The sequence below is a fragment of the Uliginosibacterium sangjuense genome (genome assembly GCF_059132465.1).
The window spans coordinates 2341355-2357621 of sequence record NZ_CP101132.1 but is presented as its reverse complement, the minus strand read 5'-3'; the positions used below and the strand labels follow the sequence as shown (position 1 = coordinate 2357621).

The window sequence follows — 16267 nt, the reverse complement described above, 5'->3', positions numbered from 1 at the left end:
ATGCGACGCAGAGACTTCGTTTTCGGCATGCCCCTTGTGCTGGGTGCCGGGCCGGTGCTGGCCCATCACGGCTGGAGCAGTTTCGACGAAACGCGCCCCTTGTATCTCGCCGGCAAGGCGGCGGAGGTGCGTTGGCAAAACCCGCATGCCGAACTGATCTTGCAACTGAACCAACCGCTTGTGCTGCCGGCCAATCTGAAGTCGCGCGCGGCCCCTGCGCAATCCGCCAACGTGGATGCGGCGGCGATCTTCGCGCGCGCCGTACTGCCGACGCGGCGCGACGAGAAGTGGGAAGTCGAGTTGTCGCCGCTGACCCGCCTGAACGCCTGGAAGGTGCCGGAGATCAAGGCTGGCGAGAGCCTGGAACTGGTGGGCTATACCTTCCCTGGCGAGAAGGGCGCGGCGATCTTCCGGGTGGAGTTTCTGATCCGGGGTGAGGCGGTGACGCCCTTGCGGTCCTCGCCGGCCTGAGTAGCGGATCCCGCCGTTTCAGGTCTCGCTCACCTCGCCGTCCAGGTAGTACCAGCGTCCGTCTTCGCGCACGAAGCGGCTGTGCTCTTGCAGGCGATGAGCGCGGCCGCCGATCTTGTAGCGTGCGACGAAGCGCACCGTGGCCCGGTCGTCTTCGGCATGGTGTTCGCCGACGGCGAGGCCCAGCCAGCGGGTCCCGTTGTCCTGCGCCAGGTCTAGCGCGGCGGGGCGGGTGCTGGCGTGCCAGGTGGCGAGCAGGTAGGGCTCCAGTTTCAGGACGTAGGCGCTGTAGCGGGAGCGCATCAGGGAGGCTGCGTCCGGCGCGGCGGTGCCGGCGTGCAGCGGACCGCAGCATGTGGCGTAGGCCGGGCCGCCGCAGGGGCAGGGCTCGCTTGGCGCGGCCTTGCCCTTGGCGGTCTTGCTCATTCGCCGTCCTCGAACCAGGTGCGGCCGTCGCGCTCGATCAGCGCGATGCCGGCCGATGGCCCCCAACTGCCGGCGGCATAGGGGGCGGCGCGCTGGCCGGTGCTGGCCCAGGCGGCGAGGATGGGGTCGACCCAGCGCCAGGCGGCGGCGACTTCGTCGTGACGCATGAACAGCGTCTGGTTGCCGCGGATCACATCCATCAGCAGGCGTTCGTAGGCGTCCGGATTGGCCACGCCGAAGGTTTCGGCGAAGCTCATGTCGAGCGGGATGCGGCGCAGGCGCATGCCGCCGGGGCCGGGATCCTTGATCATGACCTCCAGCGTCACACCCTCGTCGGGCTGCAGGCGGATGATCAGGCGGTTCTGCGAGATGCGGCCGGCGGTGTCGTCGAAGATCGAATGCGACAGGGGGCGGAAGGTGACCACGATCTCCGAGGTGCGCTGGGCCAGGCGCTTGCCGGTGCGCAGGTAGAAGGGCACGCCGGCCCAGCGCCAGTTGGCGACTTCGGCCTTGATGGCGACGAAGGTCTCGGTGTGGCTTTCGCGGCCGCCCAGCTCCTCCTGGTAGCCGGGCACGGCCTGGCCACCAGCAAAGCCCGCGCGATACTGCCCGCGCACGGTGAGCTGCTCGCAGTTACGCTCGTCGATACGGCGCAGTGCCTTGAGAATCTTCAGTTTCTCGTCGCGCACCGCGTCGGCGCGGAAGGTGTCGGGCGGCTCCATAGCCGTCAGGCACAGCAACTGCAGCAGGTGATTCTGCACCATGTCGCGCATGGCGCCGGAGGTGTCGTAGTAGCCGGCGCGCTCGCCTGTCCCCAGGTCTTCAGCCACCGTGATCTGGATATGGTCGATGTGGGTACTGTTCCACAGCGGCTCGAACAGGCGGTTGGCGAAGCGCAGCGCCATCAGGTTCTGCACCGTCTCCTTGCCGAGGTAGTGGTCGATGCGGAAGACCTGGTTCTCGGGGAAGACCGCGGCGACTGCTTCATTCACTGCGGCCGCGCTCTTGCCATCCTTGCCCAGCGGTTTTTCGAGCACCACGCGGGTGTCCGCCGTGACCAGGGAGAACTGGCGGATGCGCTCAGACAGCGGGGCGAACAGGTCCGGCGAGACCGCGAAGTAGAAGGCCCGGATGTGGCCTGGCTCCTCGTTCAGGAGGTCGGCCAGCTCACCCCAGCCGGCATCGGCGGAGGCGTCGGCCGAGTGGAAGCGGATGCGTTCGAGAAAGCGCGTCAGCGTGGTCGCGTCCTGGTCAGCCGGTTTGACGTACTTCTCGATGCTACCGCGCACGAAGCTGGCGTACTCATCCTGTGCCAGGGCGCGCCGCGACACACCGATGATCCGCGCTTCGGGGGGGATCTGGGTGGCACGGTCACGCATATAGAGTGCGGGCAGCAGCTTGCGCGCGGCAAGATCGCCGGCACCGCCGAACACCACCAGGTCGAAGGGAGAGACCTGGATCACACGCGAGGATTTGTTGCGTGAGTCGTTGCGTGAGTCCTGCATGGGGATGCCTTTCGGTTACATCGCGAGGAGAGTCTGGCGGCCCCACCATTCGGCGCCCGGTTCCAGTACGACCGGTTCCTCGATGGCGGCGGCCTCGACGCACAGCATATGCCGGAATCCTTGCGGCGGCATGTCGGCGATTTTCGCGCAGCCACTCTCCCACGGGTTCCACACCACCGTGTCCGGCATGTTCTCGGCATGAATGCCCAGGGCACCGCGTGCCTCGCGCAGCAGCAGCGGATGGTCGGTGCCGTGGTAGATGCGGTCCACCTCACCCTCCACGCTGAGGGTCACGCCACTGTCGCGGCGTTCCTCGCCCAGCAGCGAATCGGTGTAACGCTGGCCGCGCAGACCTTCCAGTGTGATCTCCTCGACTTCGCGTACGCGCAGGTAGGTGTGCAGGGCCGCTGTGAAACTGAGGTCCGCGTCGCCGGTGTTGTGCACTTCCAGTTCGAGATCCAGGCGCTGGCCGCTGATCGCGACCGACAGCTCCAGCACGAAGGGCTGCGGCCACAGGGCACGGGTGGCGGCGTTGTCCTCCAGGCGCAGGCTGGCGATGGCGAAATCGCCATCGCCGCGCGCATCGACGAGCTGCCAGGGCAGGGTGCGGGCGAAGCCGTGGCGAGGCAAGGGCCCGCGCGTGGAAAACTGCGGGAAGATCACCGGCACACCGCCGCGGATGGCCTGCCCCGCCGCGTAGCTGGCCTTGTCCGACAGGTACAGGCGTTCGCGCCCGTCGGGGCTGATCCAGGAGACGACATGGCCGCCGTACAACAGCACGGTGGCCTGGGCCCCATTGGCCAAGCGCAGGCGACGGGCCGGCTGGCCCTGGAATTCAATTTCTTCGATGGCGGTGAAGCTCATGTTCGGTGACTCAATTCAGCGTGACGGAAGCAGTCGACCAGATGGTCGTTGACCATGCCGGTGGCTTGCATGTGGGCATAGCAGATGGTGCTGCCGACGAAGCGGAAACCGCGCCGTTTCAGTTCCTTTGACATGCGGTCCGAGATGGGCGTACTGGCGGGCACTTCGGCCATGCTGCGCCAGCAGTTGAGAATTGGCTGTCCGTCGACGAACTGCCACAGGAAGTCGGTGAAGCTGCCTTCCTTCGCTTGCAGTTCGAGGAAGGCGCGTGCGTTGCCGATCATGGCCTCGCACTTGAGGCGGTTGCGGATGATGCCAGGGTCGGCCAGCAGACGGGCCAGATCCTTGTCGGTGTAGCGGGCGATCTGGTGGGGGTCGAAACCGCGCAGGGCGCTGCGGTAGTTCTCGCGCTTGCGCAGCACCGTGATCCAGGACAAGCCGGCCTGCGCGCCTTCAAGCATCAGGAACTCGAACAGGCGGGCGTCGTCGCGCAACGGCACGCCCCATTCCTGGTCATGGTAGGCGACATAGAGCGGATCGCGGCCTGGCCAAGGGCAGCGCGGACGATCCATGTCGATGGCATGCACGTGGAGCTGCTCTCAGTCCGCCAGTTCGTTGACCGGGTCCAGCACGCGCACCTGCGGCAGCCCTTTCATCTTGCCGAACAAGGCCTTGATGGCACGCGCCACGATGGGCGAGTCGAGGTGTCGCTGCAAGGCCTCGGCCGAGGCCCACAGTTCGATGGTGTTGAAGCGGCAGGGTTGATCCAGGTCGGCGTAGACGTCGAAGCGCAGACAGCCTTCCTCCTGGCGACACAATTCGGTCAGCTCCTTGAGGGTAGCCCTGACTTCCTTCAGGTGCTGCGGTAGTGCCTCGGCGAGAACCATGGCATGAATCGGTCGGGCATTCATGGCGTGCATTACGTGGGGAGTTCTTCTTCGGATTCCAGGCAGCAGTGTCCCGTATTGCACAAGGAGCTGGCAAGTCGGCGCCCGACTGACAAGGCAATACTCGTCATCTGTGACGAGCGTTCAGCGCATCTGCCAGATACGCCGGAAGTTCACATTGACGCGCAGCTTGTCGCGCGGCAGTACCGATACGACCTCGTACTGCTTGTCGCTGGTCTGGCGCCGCACCGGTCGGTCGTAGAAGCTGCCGGCCGCGCTCAGCACGCTGGCCACGATGGGGGTGTTGGCCTGGGCGCCGCGCTTCCACACCACACCGGTCTCGCCGTTGGCGAGCTGCACGCAGGTGCCTGGTGGGAAGATGCCGACTTCCTTGATCAGCACTGCGGCCAGCGGATCGGCCTCGCCGTTCTGCCCCTGCATCAGCAGCGAGCGTGCGGCCTCGCGCACCGACACTGGTTTGCGCGCGGCGCGCGGGCTGACCTTGGCGGAGAAGATGTCGGCCGTGCGCAGCAGTTGGGCCTCCTCGCAGGGCGAGACGATGCCGGTCGGATAGCCATTACCGCCAGGGGCTTCGTGATGCTCCTCGACGGCACGCAGCCACAGCGGGTCGATGACCTCGGCCTCGCGCAGCATCTCCTTGGCGAGTTGGGGGTGGCGGCGGATCAGCTCACGCTGTTGCGGCGTGGGGGCCATGCGTTGCGAGACGAGGGCGTCCTGCAGGTCGAGCATGGCGAGGTTCATCGTCATGGCCGCGCATACCAGGCTGTGCCGGCGCGACTCGTCCCACTGCAGGCGGCGCCCGGCCAGCTCGCACAGGATCGCGACATGCAGACTGTGCGCCGTGGCGTAGTTGCGTTGGTCGGTCAGGATCATCGCCGCCAGGGCAGTGTCCGGGTTGCGGTCGGCCAGTTCGTTGACGAAGCCGGCCAGTCCCCCGATCTGGCGCGCGAAATCTTCTTCCAGGCGAATGTTTCGCAGCAATGCTTCCAGTTCGATCCGGATATTGGTCCAGATCGAGAAGGGGTCGTTCTCGGGCGGCGCCATGGTCCGCCGGCCGGCGCCGCGCAGCAGGCGCTCGTCGATATAGACGCCGCGTGCGGCAAGGATGGCGATCTGGGAATCACGGGTCAGCACGTAGCCGCGACACAGCAAGAGCTGGCCGGCGGCATCGAAGACATCCCAGGGCAGGGGCTGACCGATCTCCAGGGCATCGTGAGGCAGGGCGTGGCGCATGTGCGGTCTACGTAAAGGGCGGCGCCAAACTTGAGGCGGTCGGCCCGGATGTGTGAAAAAATGCGCCCCTTCCGATCCCGCACAGATGTCCACGCAAAATTCCATGAGTCAGAAGCAGTACGACGAATCCTCTTTCCGCGTTCTCAAGGGTCTGGAGCCGGTGCGCGAGCGCCCCGGCATGTACACCCGCACCGATTCGCCCTGCCACATCGTGCAGGAGGTGATCGACAACGCGGCCGACGAGGCCCTGGCCGGTTTTGCCAAGCACATCCACGTCGCCCTGCACCGCGATGGCTCAGTGTCGGTCACCGACGACGGACGCGGCATCCCGGTCGGCCTGCACCCGGTCGAAGGCAAGCCGGTGGTGGTGCTGGCCTACACGGTGCTGCACGCGGGCGGCAAGTTCGACAAGAAGAGCGGCAACTCGGCCTACGCCTTCTCCGGCGGTCTGCATGGCGTGGGCGTGGCGGTGACGACGGCCTTGTCGACGCGGGTCGAGGTGGAGGTGCGCCGCGAGGGCAAGATTCACCAGATCGAGTTCATCAACGGTGGCCGCGAGATCGGCGAGCTGCGCGAGATCGGCGCCTGCGGCAAGCAAAGCGGCACGCGCGTGCGGGTGTGGCCGGATGGCAAGTATTTCGATTCGCCGCGCATTCCAATGAACGAGCTGGAGCGCCTGCTGCGCTCCAAGGCGGTGCTGTTGCCCGGGGTGAAGGTGATCCTGGACATCGAGCAGGCCGATGGCACGTTCGCGCGCCAGGAGTGGCGCTACCAGGATGGCCTGGCCGGCTACCTGCGCGAGATGGCGGCCGGCGCCGAGACACTGGTGCCGCTCTACACCAAGGAGGCCTATGCCGGCCCCGACGAGGATTTCGCGCCCGGCGAGGGCGCGGCCTGGTGCTTCGGCTGGTTCGACGGCATGCAGTTGGGCGAGAGCTATGTGAACCTCATCCCCACCGTGAATGGTGGCACCCATGAGAGCGGCCTGCGCGCAGGGGTGTTCGAGGCGGTGAAGAGCTTCATCGAACACCACAGCCTGCTGCCCAAGGGCGTCAAGATCCAGCAGGACGACGTGTGCGGCAAGATGAGCTTCGTGCTCTCGGCGCGCATCCTGGACCCGCAGTTCCAGGGCCAGGTGAAGGAGAAGCTGAACAGCCGCGAGGCGGTGAAGCTGGTCTCCAGCATGCTGCTGCACCCCTTCGAGGCCTGGTTGAACCAGAACGTGGAATACGGCAAGGCGATCGCCGAGCTGGCCATCAAGCAGGCGCAGTCACGCCTGAAGGAAGCGCAGAAGGTCGAGAAGAAGAAGAGTTCCGGCGTAGCCGTGTTGCCCGGCAAGCTGTCCGACTGCGAGAGCGAGGACATCGGCGAGAACGAGCTGTACCTCGTCGAGGGTGATTCCGCCGGCGGTTCGGCCAAGCTGGCGCGAAGTCGCGAGACGCAAGCCATCCTGCCGCTGCGCGGCAAGGTGCTGAACGCCTGGGAGGTTGATCCCAACCGCCTGTTTGCCAACGCCGAGATCCATGACATCTCGGTCGCCATCGGCGTCGATCCGCATACGCCCGACGCGCCCGATTCCGTGCTGGCCAACCTGCGCTATGGCAAGGTCATCATCATGGCCGACGCCGACGTCGATGGCTCGCACATCCAGACCCTGCTGCTGACCTTGTTCCTGCGCCATTTCCCGCGTGTGGTCGATACCGGCCATGTGTGGATCGCGCTGCCGCCGCTGTATCGCGTCGACGTGCCGGCGCAAGGCAAGAAGCGCCCGGCACGCCGCTTCTATGCGCTGGACGAAGGCGAGCTGGCAGCCATCCGCGATCGTCTGGTGAAGGAGGGCTTCAAACCCGAGGCCTTGGAGATCGGCCGTTTCAAGGGCCTCGGCGAGATGCGCCCGGACCAGCTCAAGGAAACCGCCATGGACCCGGCGACACGCCGCGTGCTGCCGGTGTCGCTGGATGCCGACAGCGCCGGCCAGGCCATGCGCCTGTTCGACCTGCTGATGGGCAAGGGCGAGGCTTCGGGTCGCCGCGCCTGGATGGAGCTGAAAGGCAATCTGGTCGAAGCGGACCTTTGAATGTCGTCTGCCGCAATGCACAATTGCGGCAGACCCCCATGGAGCCCGTCGTGGAGCGGGCCGTAGACCGCCGTTTACGTTCGACGGAAAGACGCCATGCTTCCTCGCCTTGTCGCGCTTCTGTTGCCCGTGCTGCTGGCGCTGTTGGCCCCCGCCGCCAGCGCCCAGTCGGTCGTCTTCATCAATCCCGGCAAGTCGGACGAGATCTACTGGCTGACGGCCAGCCGGGCGATGGAATCGGCGGCGCGCAGCCTGGGCATGCGCCTGGAGGTGCGCTATGCCGAGCGCGTGCATCAGAAGGTGTTCGACATCGCTGACGAGATCGCCGCCCGCCCGCCTGGGCAGCGCCCGGATTTCGTGGTGTATTCCAACGACTATGGTTCGGCACCGCGCCTGCTGCGCCAGTTCGAGGAGGCCGGCATCAAGAGCTTCCTCGCCTTCAGCGGCATCGTGGCCAGCAGCGAGCGGGCGATGACCGGCGCGCCGCGCGCGCAGCTCAAGCACTGGATCGGCTCTCTCGAGCCCCAGGCCGAAGATGCCGGCTACCTCACCGCACGCGCCTTGATCGAACGGGGCCGCAAGGCGCACGCCCAGACTCCCGACGGCAAGCTGCACCTGCTGGCGATTGCCGGCGACCGCTCCACGCCCAGTTCAGTCGCCCGCAATGAGGGCATGATGCGTGCCGTGGCAGAGAGTCCGGATGTGATTCTGGAGCAGGTGGTCTATGCCGCCTGGACGCGCGAGAAGGCGCGCGAGCAGAGCGAGGTCCTGTTCCAGCGCTACCCGCAGGCCCGCCTGGTATGGGCCGGCAACGACCTGATGGCCTTCGGCGCGATGGACGAATGGCGCAAGCGCGGCGGTACGCCGGGCAGGGATGCCTTCTTCTCCGGCGTGAACACCTCGCGCGAGGCCCTGGAAGCGATGAAGGCCGGCCAGCTCAGCGCGCTGGCGGGTGGCCATTTCATCGCCGGTGCGTGGGCCCTGGTGATGATCCACGACTATGCCCGGGGCAAGGATTTCGCGGGCGACGGGCTGGAGCAGTCGCAGTTCATGTTCACGCTGTTCGACTCGGCGCAGGCCGACATTTTTCTGCGCCGTTTCGGCGAGCTGAATTTCGACGCCATCGACTTTCGCCGCTTCAGCAAGGTGCATAACCCGCGCCTGCGCGCCTACAACTTCAACTTCCGGCAGTTACTGCTGTAGGAGCGCCCGTGTCGGCCCGCCCCGCTTACCGTCCTGCCCCGCGCCCTTTTCGCCCTCTTGCCGTCTCGCTGATCCGCAAGACTTTCCTGCTGTCCACCCTGTGCGCCACGGTCGTGTGCTGCGTGCAGGCAGCGCTGACCTACCAGTCTGTGCAGGACCGGCAGAAGGCCGCCTTGCGTGAGCTGGTGGCCAGCCATGTGCCCTTGCTGGCGCTGAATGTGTGGGACATCGAGCCCGATGCCCTGGCCCAGCAGGTGCGCAGCATCGCCGAGCGGCGCGAGGTCGGCTATGTGTGGGTCGAGACCAAGACCGGGCAGCGCTTCTTCGCCGGCCAGGCCGATCTGGCGCGTGCCCAGGCAATGGTGGTCAATATCCCCTATCCGCGCATCGAGAGCGGCAGCGTGGGCACGCTGCACATCGTGCCCGACCCCGCCATACTGCCGCGCGAGATCCTGTGGAGCCTGCTGCCCGTGGTGCTGGGCTATGGCGTGCTGACCCTGATGCTGTGCGCCTTCATCACCGGCCTGCTGCGGCGTGAGTTGCAGCAGCCACTGGAAGGGATCGCCCGTTTCGTGGCCGGGCTCAACCCGCGCAGCCTGACCATGCCGCTCTCGCTGCGACGGCCGGGCAATCGCTACCGCGACGAGATCGACCTGGTGGTGGAAGGCTTCGGCACCTTGCAGAGTGGCATCAGCGAGCACATCGAGAACCTCGACCGCCTAGTGGCCGAGCGCACGCAGGACCTGGAGAGTGCGCTCAGCTCATTGCAGCGTATCGCGATGACCGATCCGCTGACCGGCTGCTTCAACCGCCGCCATTTCGATGAGCGTTTCCCGATGGAGGTGGAGCGCGCCCAGCGCTACGGCCGGCCGCTGTCGGTGATGTTCTGCGACGTCGACCACTTCAAGCGCATCAACGATTCCTATGGCCACGCCTTTGGCGACGAGGTGTTGCGCGGCTTCGCCGCCCACCTGCTGCACGACCTGCGCAGCGAGGTCGACTGGGTGGCGCGCTATGGCGGGGAGGAGTTTCTGATCGTGCTGCCCGAGACCGAGCTGATGGCCGCCTGCGCCACGGCCGAGCGTCTGCGCCAGCGCATCGAGACCGCCAGTTTCAGCGACGGTCTGCAGAAGGTCCAGGTCACGGCCAGCTTCGGTGTGGCGGAGTGGCTGCCGGGCGATAACGCCGAGCGCCTGCTGGCGCGCGCTGACAACCTGTTGCTGGAGGCGAAGCAGGGCGGACGCAACAAAGTGCTGCCCTCGCCGCAACTCGAAGGTGCGTTGCTGGCGTCTTCAGTCGGTTGAGTCGAAGGCCGCCAGTGCCACCGGCAGGGCCTGCACCACGCCGTTGCCGGCGGCCGGCAGGCCCAGCAGCACGGCACTGATCACCTCTTCGCGGGTGGCGCCGTGCGCTCGGGCGGCCTCGACGTGGAAGGGGATGCCGCCACTCAGCCGCAAGGCGGCGAGCACGGCGACATAGGCCAGCTCTTCGGTTTTCTTGTCGAGCGCGCTGGCTCCGTCGAGTGCCTGCACCGCCTGCATCCAGGCCTGTGCGTGCTGTGGAGCCTCCTTGAAGAAGGCCTCGAACGCTGCCGAAATACCCATCTTTCATTCTCCCGCCGGCGCAAGTGCCGGGAAGGGCATCTTGCGCGGCGGCAGGAAGCGGGCCTTGAGCCTGCGCAAACTCAGTCGGGCAGGTCGCGGTGCAGCTTGACGGCTACGTGCTTGCGGCGCAGGCGGATGTTGATCATCTCGACCACCACCGAGAAGGCCATCGCGAAGTAGATGTAACCCTTCGGGATGTGCGTCTCGAAGCCTTCGGCCATCAAGGTCACGCCCACCAGGACGAGGAAGGAGAGCGCCAGCATCTTGATGGTCGGGTTTGCATCGACGAACTCGCCGATCGACTTGGCGGCCAGCATCATCACCCCCACCGAGATCAGGATGGCCAGCACCATCACGCTGATCTGGTCGGCCAGGCCGACCGCGGTGATCACCGAGTCGAGCGAGAACACGATGTCGATGATGGCGATCTGCACCAGCACGCCCATATAGCTCACCTTGGCGGTGCTGGGGCCATGCTCGGATTCATCCGGCCCCTGCAGCGAGTTGTGGATCTCGTGCACGCTCTTCCACAGCAGGAATAGGCCGCCGAGGATCAGGATCAGGTCGCGCCCCGAGATGTCGGTCGAGAGCAGGGTGAACAGCGGCTCGGTCAGCCGCATGATCCAGGCCAGTGACAGCAGCAGGGCGATGCGGCTCAGCATCGCCAGCGTCAGGCCCAGGCGGCGGGCTGAATCGCGCTGCTTCTCGGGAAGGCGGCCGACCAGCACCGAGATGAAGATGATGTTGTCGATGCCCAGCACGATTTCCAGGGCAGTCAGGGTGGCCAGTGCGATCCAGGCGTTCGGGTCGGAGACCCAGGCGAACCATTCCATGTGTGTCGTCTCGATAATGTTGGTTTATGCCGCAAGCGCAGCGGGCAGCAGACCTGACGTCCGCTGAAAAGTTCCGCGCGGCTCAGGCTACCAGCAAACCGGCCAGCAGGAACACGGCGACCAGCACGAGCGCTGCAATGCCCCGCCAGTCAGTGTAGAAGCGCGGCAAGGTGGGTTTGGGAGCGGTTTTCGGGGTGGCACCGGCCAGCCGCTGCCGCAGTTGTGCCAGGCGGGCATCCTTGTCGGCGTCGCTGCGCGCGAAAGGTTTTTCCTGGCTCATGCTGCTTCGAAGTGTTCCAGCATCAACTGCACGCTGGCGCTGCCCTGGTATTCGTTGACGGCCAGGCGGTAGGCGGCGCGGATGCGCGGGGGGACGGCCTCGGTACAGTTCCATTGCACGGCATCGAAGCGCTGCCCGTTCTTGCGCAAGGCGAGCTTGAGGTGACGATCCTTCATGATGCGCTGGCCCTCGACTTCGAACACATCGTCGAACACCGGCTGCGGGAAGCCCTGGCCCCAGATGGCGGCGTCCAGCTCACGCGCCATTTCGAGCGACATGTAGCCGGTCTCCAGTGGGCCGTCGGTCTCGATCACCTTCTGCAATTCGGCCGGGCTGAGCAATTCGCCCACGGTCTGGGCGAAGGCCTGGGCGAAGCGCGGGAAGTCGGCTTCGCGGATCGACAGGCCGGCCGCCATGGCATGGCCACCGAAACGCAGGATCAGGTCGGGATGGCGCTTGCTGATCAGGTCCAGCGCATCGCGCATGTGCAGCGCGGGAATCGAGCGGCCGGAACCCTTCAACTCGCCATCGCCGGCCTGGGCGAAGGCGATGGTGGGGCGATGCGCGCGTTCCTTGATGCGGCCGGCGACGATGCCGATCACGCCCTGGTGCCATTCGGGCTCATACAGCGCGATGGCCGGCGCGTCGCCGGCGTCGGTGAAGGCGAGGGTGGCGAGCGCGCTGTCGCGCATCTCTTCCTCGATGCTGCGGCGCTCGCGGTTCAGATTGTCCAGCTCGCGTGCGAGGTTCATGGCGCGCGCCATGTCGTCGGTGATCAGGCACTCGATGCCCAGCGACATGTCGGTGAGCCGCCCGGCCGCGTTGAGGCGCGGGCCCAGCGCGAAGCCCATGTCGAAGGTGCTGGCGCGCGCCGGATCGCGCGCGGCCACTGCGAACAGCGCGCGCAGCCCGGCTTGCATGCGCCCGGCGCGCATGCGCGCCAGGCCTTGGCTGACCAGCACGCGGTTGTTGGCGTCCAGGCGCACCACGTCGGCCACCGTGCCCAGCGCCACCAGGTCCAGCAGCTCGCCCAGCACGGGCTCCTTGCGCTCCGCCGCGAACCAGCCGCGCTGGCGCAACTCGGCGCGCAGCGCGCTCATCACGTAGAACATCACGCCCACGCCGGCCAGGTGCTTGCTGGCAAAACCGCAACCGGGCTGGTTGGGATTCACGATCACATCCGCCTCGGGCAGGGTGTCGCCGGGCAGGTGGTGGTCGGTGATCACCGTGGTCATGCCCAGGGCGCGTGCGCGTGCGACGCCCTCGACACTGGCGATACCGTTGTCCACCGTGATCAGCACTTCGGGCTGCAGCCCGGCCGCCAGATCGACGATCGCCGGGGTCAGGCCATAGCCGTACTCGAAACGATTCGGCACCAGATAGTCGACCTGAGCGCCCATGGCACGCAGCGCACGGATGCCCACGGCGCACGCAGTGGCGCCGTCGCAGTCGTAGTCGGCCACGATCACCATGCGCGCTTGCGCTTCGATGGCATCGGCCAGTACCTGGGCGGCCCGGTCGATACCCAGCAGATCCTTGGGTGGGAGCAGGGCCGTCAGCTCCAGCTTCAGCTCGCGCTCACTGTGGATGCCGCGTGCCGCGTACAGGCGGGCGAGCAGGGGATGCACGCCGCCGGCGGCAAGTTGGCGGACGACGGCGGGCGGCGCGGCGCGCGGGCTCAGGCGGGTCATGCCGTGACCTGCACGGAGACATCCTCCGGGCACAGGACAGAAGCTAGCTCGGGCATGCTGCGTTGGCGGCCCCACAGGCGCCAGCGCGGCAGCGGGTTGAGCTCCAGCACCAGGGTGGCGGCATCCCCGGGGGCGACCAACTGGGCGGTGGGCAGGCTACGTTTGGCCAGTGCATCGGCCAAGGGCACGAAGACTTGTGCATCGAGTTCAAGCAGCGCCTGTAGCCAGGCGTGCTCGTCGCGTCGGCGCGAGGGTTCGGCCAGCGCGGTGAAAAACTGCAGCGGGAAATCGGGATCGAACTCGCGCGCGTCGCGCCAGTCCATGCCCGCGCCACGGCACAGGCCCAGCAACAGCGGGCTGGCGTCGCCGCAGCCGCGCGTGCAGGGTGCGCGCAGCGGCACCGGTTCGCCGTTGCCCCACAGCCACAGGCCGCCTAGGGGTACCGCGCCGCGTGCCTCGCGCGCGCGGTTGAGCGGCAGGTTGTGGCAGAACACCTGCAATTCGTTGAGCGCACGTGCCCAGATCGCGCGGTCCGGGCCGTCGGGCTGGAAATAGGCCAGGGGACGGCCACTTGCATCGGCCAGCGCCGGCAGGTCCACATTGAGGGGCTGGTGGGTCTGGAGATACCAGCGCGTGGAGCTGGCGGCAAAGAAGCTGCCGAGGTCGGCGAATTCGGCGTTGAGTGCGGCGATGACGGCTTGCGCTTCTTCCAGCGTGATTTCTTCTGGTGCAAGCCCGCGCAGCAGCATCTGCTCACGCGCGAAATTGAAGCCGACTGGGTCGGCGCACAGCCAGGTGCCCTCGGGTACGGGCGGGCTGACATCCTCGCCGGTCAGGCGCAGGCCGGCGAAGTCGGGCTGGGCGCCGGCACCGAACAAGGCGCACAACCAGGCCTCGAAGCTGCGCGGGCCGCCGCTGTGCGCGCGTGCGCCGGCCAGCAGGCGCTGCAGGCCGGGCAGGCGCTGCGCGGCCAGGCGCGCACGCAGGCCGGGACTGGGCCAGTAGAGGCCGGGAACGGCGATCAGCGTGGGACGGCTGGACATCGGGTGTTGCGGCAAGGGAAAACCGGGGGCAGGCCGGGTGGCGGCGATCTCGTCGCGCCGCCCGGCAAGGCATGCGCGGAACGGGCGGGCAGTGTAGCATGCAGCCCGCAATGAACTTCGAACTCCTGGTCGGGCTGCGCTACGTGCGCGCCAAGCGTCGCAACCGTTCCGGCGGGGGCTTCGTCTCCTTCATCTCCTTCGTGTCCATGGCCGGCATCGCCCTCGGGGTCGCCGCGCTGATCGTCGTGCTGTCGGTCATGAACGGATTCCAGCGCGAGCTGCGCACACGCATCCTGGGGGTGGCCTCGCATGCGCAAGTCGTGGCCTACAACGGTGATCTCGACGACTGGCCTCGCTACGCCGAACTGGCGCAGCGTCAGCCCGAGGTCAAGGCGGCCGCGCCTTATGTACAGGCGCAGGGCATGCTGTCCTACGACGAATCGGTACGCGGCACCGTGGTGCGCGGCATCCTGCCCGAGCGCGAGGATGCGGTGGCCGACTTCGCCAAGTACATGAAGTTCGGCAAGCTGGCCGACCTCAAGCCGGGCGAATACGGCGTGATCCTGGGCATCGAGTTGGCGCGCGCGCTGGGCGTGCGGCCGGGCGAGAAGGTGACGCTGATCGCCCCGCAAGGGCTGGTGACGCCGGCAGCGGTGCTGCCGCGGGTGCGCCAGTTCACCCTGGTGGGTGTGTTCGAGGCCGGCATGTACGAATATGACGTGGGCCTGGCGCTGATCCACCTGAAGGATGCACAGACCCTCTACCGCATGCAGGATGGGGTGACCGGCGTGCGCCTCAAGCTTGCGGAGTTGTTCGACGCGCCGCGCGTCGCGGTGGAGCTCAATCGCCTGCCCGAGATCGCGGACAAGGCCTATGTGTCGGACTGGACGCAGAGTCATGCAAATTTCTTCCGGGCAGTGCAGATCGAGAAGAAGGTGATGTCCATCATCCTGTCGTTGATCGTGGCGGTAGCTGCGTTCAACATCGTCTCGGCCCTGGTCATGGCGGTGCAGGACAAGCGGGCCGACATCGCGATCCTGCGGACCCTGGGCGCGAGCCCGAACTCCATCATGCAGATTTTCATCATCCAGGGGGCCATCATGGGCGTGATCGGCCTGCTCCTTGGGGTGGGCGGCGGGGTTGCGCTGGCCCTCAATATCGACGTAGTGGTGCCGGCCATCGAGCGTGCGCTGGGCTTCCAGTTCCTGGCCAAGGATGTCTATGCCATCTCCGATCTGCCTTCGGAACTGATCTGGAGCGATGTGGTGGGCGTGGTGCTCGTGTCCCTGCTGCTGACCTTGGTGGCCACGCTGTACCCGAGCTGGCGCGCGGCGCGCATCAATCCGGCGGAGGCGCTGCGCTATGAGTGAGCTGATCCTGTCCTGCCGCGGGCTGGCCAAGACCTATGGCAGCGGCGCCTACGCGGTACCGGTGCTGGGCGGCGTGGATCTCGACGTGGCGGCCGGCGAGACCCTGTCCATCGTCGGCGCCTCGGGCTCCGGCAAGAGCACCCTGCTGCACCTGCTGGGCGGGCTGGATGTGCCCAGCGCTGGCCAGGTGAGCGTGCTGGGGCGCGATCTGGCCACACTCAGCGAAGCCGAGCGCGGGGCGATCCGCAATGCCTCGCTGGGTTTCGTCTACCAGTTCCACCACCTGCTGCCCGAGTTCACCGCGCTGGAGAACGTGGCCATGCCCCTGATCATCCGCCGCATGGACGCGGCGGCGGCCCATGCGCGTGCCTACGCCATGCTGGAGTCGGTGGGCCTGGGGCACCGTGTGCACCACACGCCGGCCGAGCTGTCGGGGGGCGAGCGCCAGCGTGCCGCGATTGCCCGCGCGCTGGTCACCGAGCCGCGCTGCGTGCTGGCCGACGAACCGACCGGCAACCTCGACCGGCATACCGCCGGCGTGGTGTTCGACCTGATGCTCTCGCTCAATGCGCGCCTCGGCACAGCCCTGATCATCGTGACCCACGACCAGGCCCTGGCGGCTCGTGCCCAGCGCAGCCTGAACCTCAGCGACGGCGTGCTGGCCTGAGGCGGGGGCGGGGCCGCGCCGCCGGGTTCAAGATTGCGCCGGCCGGGCCGATTTATGGTGCATTGCAAGATATGACTCACCTCGGGGGCGTC

The 16267-nt window shown here is 67.0% G+C and carries 17 protein-coding genes; 6 read left to right on the top strand and 11 right to left on the bottom strand.

Going from position 1 to position 16267, the window contains the following annotated elements; translation table 11 throughout:
• Positions 1 to 471: a DUF6152 family protein gene (locus NMB43_RS10965; protein WP_494348199.1), complete on the top strand. Its 471-nt coding sequence runs from the start codon at positions 1 to 3 to the stop codon at positions 469 to 471.
• Between the two features lie 18 nt (positions 472 to 489).
• On the opposite strand, the gene NMB43_RS10960 is transcribed toward NMB43_RS10965, so the two are convergent.
• The 6 genes from NMB43_RS10960 to NMB43_RS10935 form a co-directional block, all read right to left on the bottom strand.
• The gene (locus NMB43_RS10960; protein WP_494348198.1) at positions 490 to 897 is read right to left on the bottom strand and encodes a YchJ family protein; all 408 of its coding nucleotides are present in this window, start codon (positions 895 to 897) and stop codon (positions 490 to 492) included.
• Entirely contained in the window at positions 894 to 2402 is a 1509-nt protein-coding gene (zwf, locus tag NMB43_RS10955; RefSeq protein WP_494348197.1) for a glucose-6-phosphate dehydrogenase, read from the bottom strand. Before zwf ends, NMB43_RS10960 begins: the two co-directional genes overlap by 4 nt.
• A 15-nt stretch (positions 2403 to 2417) precedes the next feature.
• Positions 2418 to 3266: a D-hexose-6-phosphate mutarotase gene (locus NMB43_RS10950; RefSeq protein ID WP_494348196.1), complete on the bottom strand. Its 849-nt coding sequence runs from the start codon at positions 3264 to 3266 to the stop codon at positions 2418 to 2420.
• Positions 3263 to 3838 carry a DNA-3-methyladenine glycosylase I gene (locus NMB43_RS10945; protein WP_494352135.1) on the bottom strand — a complete coding sequence of 192 codons (576 nt, stop codon included), beginning with the start codon at positions 3836 to 3838 and terminating at the stop codon, positions 3263 to 3265. The genes NMB43_RS10950 and NMB43_RS10945 overlap by 4 nt, the downstream gene beginning before the upstream one ends.
• 27 nt (positions 3839 to 3865) lie before the next feature.
• On the bottom strand, positions 3866 to 4153 hold the full coding sequence (locus tag NMB43_RS10940) for a putative quinol monooxygenase (protein WP_494348195.1): 288 nt from the start codon (positions 4151 to 4153) through the stop codon (positions 3866 to 3868).
• 144 nt (positions 4154 to 4297) lie between these two features.
• The gene (locus tag NMB43_RS10935) at positions 4298 to 5407 is read right to left on the bottom strand and encodes an HD-GYP domain-containing protein (RefSeq protein WP_494348194.1); all 1110 of its coding nucleotides are present in this window, start codon (positions 5405 to 5407) and stop codon (positions 4298 to 4300) included.
• Positions 5408 to 5510: 103 nt separating this feature from the next.
• Between NMB43_RS10935 and NMB43_RS10930 the strand changes: the two genes are divergently transcribed.
• The 3 genes from NMB43_RS10930 to NMB43_RS10920 all read left to right on the top strand — a co-directional run bounded on the left by NMB43_RS10930 (position 5511) and on the right by NMB43_RS10920 (position 9991).
• Positions 5511 to 7484 (top strand): DNA topoisomerase IV subunit B, encoded by a 1974-nt coding sequence (locus NMB43_RS10930; RefSeq protein WP_494348193.1) that lies wholly within the window; start codon positions 5511 to 5513, stop codon positions 7482 to 7484.
• Positions 7485 to 7580: 96 nt separating this feature from the next.
• Positions 7581 to 8687, top strand: coding sequence for an ABC transporter substrate-binding protein (locus NMB43_RS10925; protein ID WP_494348192.1), 1107 nt, complete (start codon positions 7581 to 7583; stop codon positions 8685 to 8687).
• An 8-nt stretch (positions 8688 to 8695) separates the two neighbouring features.
• Positions 8696 to 9991, top strand: a complete 1296-nt coding sequence (locus NMB43_RS10920; RefSeq protein WP_494348191.1) for a GGDEF domain-containing protein — start codon at positions 8696 to 8698, stop codon at positions 9989 to 9991.
• On the opposite strand, the gene NMB43_RS10915 is transcribed toward NMB43_RS10920, so the two are convergent.
• The 5 genes from NMB43_RS10915 to NMB43_RS10895 all read right to left on the bottom strand — a co-directional run bounded on the left by NMB43_RS10915 (position 9980) and on the right by NMB43_RS10895 (position 14138).
• Positions 9980 to 10291 carry a carboxymuconolactone decarboxylase family protein gene (locus NMB43_RS10915; protein WP_494348190.1) on the bottom strand — a complete coding sequence of 104 codons (312 nt, stop codon included), beginning with the start codon at positions 10289 to 10291 and terminating at the stop codon, positions 9980 to 9982. The genes NMB43_RS10920 and NMB43_RS10915 overlap by 12 nt on opposite strands.
• 80 nt (positions 10292 to 10371) lie before the next feature.
• Positions 10372 to 11124 (bottom strand): TerC family protein, encoded by a 753-nt coding sequence (locus NMB43_RS10910; protein ID WP_494348189.1) that lies wholly within the window; start codon positions 11122 to 11124, stop codon positions 10372 to 10374.
• An 82-nt stretch (positions 11125 to 11206) separates the two neighbouring features.
• Positions 11207 to 11404 carry a hypothetical protein gene (locus NMB43_RS10905; protein ID WP_494348188.1) on the bottom strand — a complete coding sequence of 66 codons (198 nt, stop codon included), beginning with the start codon at positions 11402 to 11404 and terminating at the stop codon, positions 11207 to 11209.
• Positions 11401 to 13095 (bottom strand): single-stranded-DNA-specific exonuclease RecJ, encoded by a 1695-nt coding sequence (recJ, locus tag NMB43_RS10900; RefSeq protein WP_494348187.1) that lies wholly within the window; start codon positions 13093 to 13095, stop codon positions 11401 to 11403. Before recJ ends, NMB43_RS10905 begins: the two co-directional genes overlap by 4 nt.
• The gene (locus NMB43_RS10895; protein WP_494348186.1) at positions 13092 to 14138 is read right to left on the bottom strand and encodes a hypothetical protein; all 1047 of its coding nucleotides are present in this window, start codon (positions 14136 to 14138) and stop codon (positions 13092 to 13094) included. The genes recJ and NMB43_RS10895 overlap by 4 nt, the downstream gene beginning before the upstream one ends.
• Positions 14139 to 14248: 110 nt before the next feature.
• On the opposite strand from NMB43_RS10895, the gene NMB43_RS10890 reads away from it, so the two are divergent.
• Positions 14249 to 15508, top strand: a complete 1260-nt coding sequence (locus tag NMB43_RS10890) for a lipoprotein-releasing ABC transporter permease subunit (protein ID WP_494348185.1) — start codon at positions 14249 to 14251, stop codon at positions 15506 to 15508.
• Positions 15501 to 16175 carry a lipoprotein-releasing ABC transporter ATP-binding protein LolD gene (lolD, locus tag NMB43_RS10885; protein ID WP_494348184.1) on the top strand — a complete coding sequence of 225 codons (675 nt, stop codon included), beginning with the start codon at positions 15501 to 15503 and terminating at the stop codon, positions 16173 to 16175. The genes NMB43_RS10890 and lolD overlap by 8 nt, the downstream gene beginning before the upstream one ends.
• The last annotated feature ends 92 nt before the right edge of the window (positions 16176 to 16267 follow it).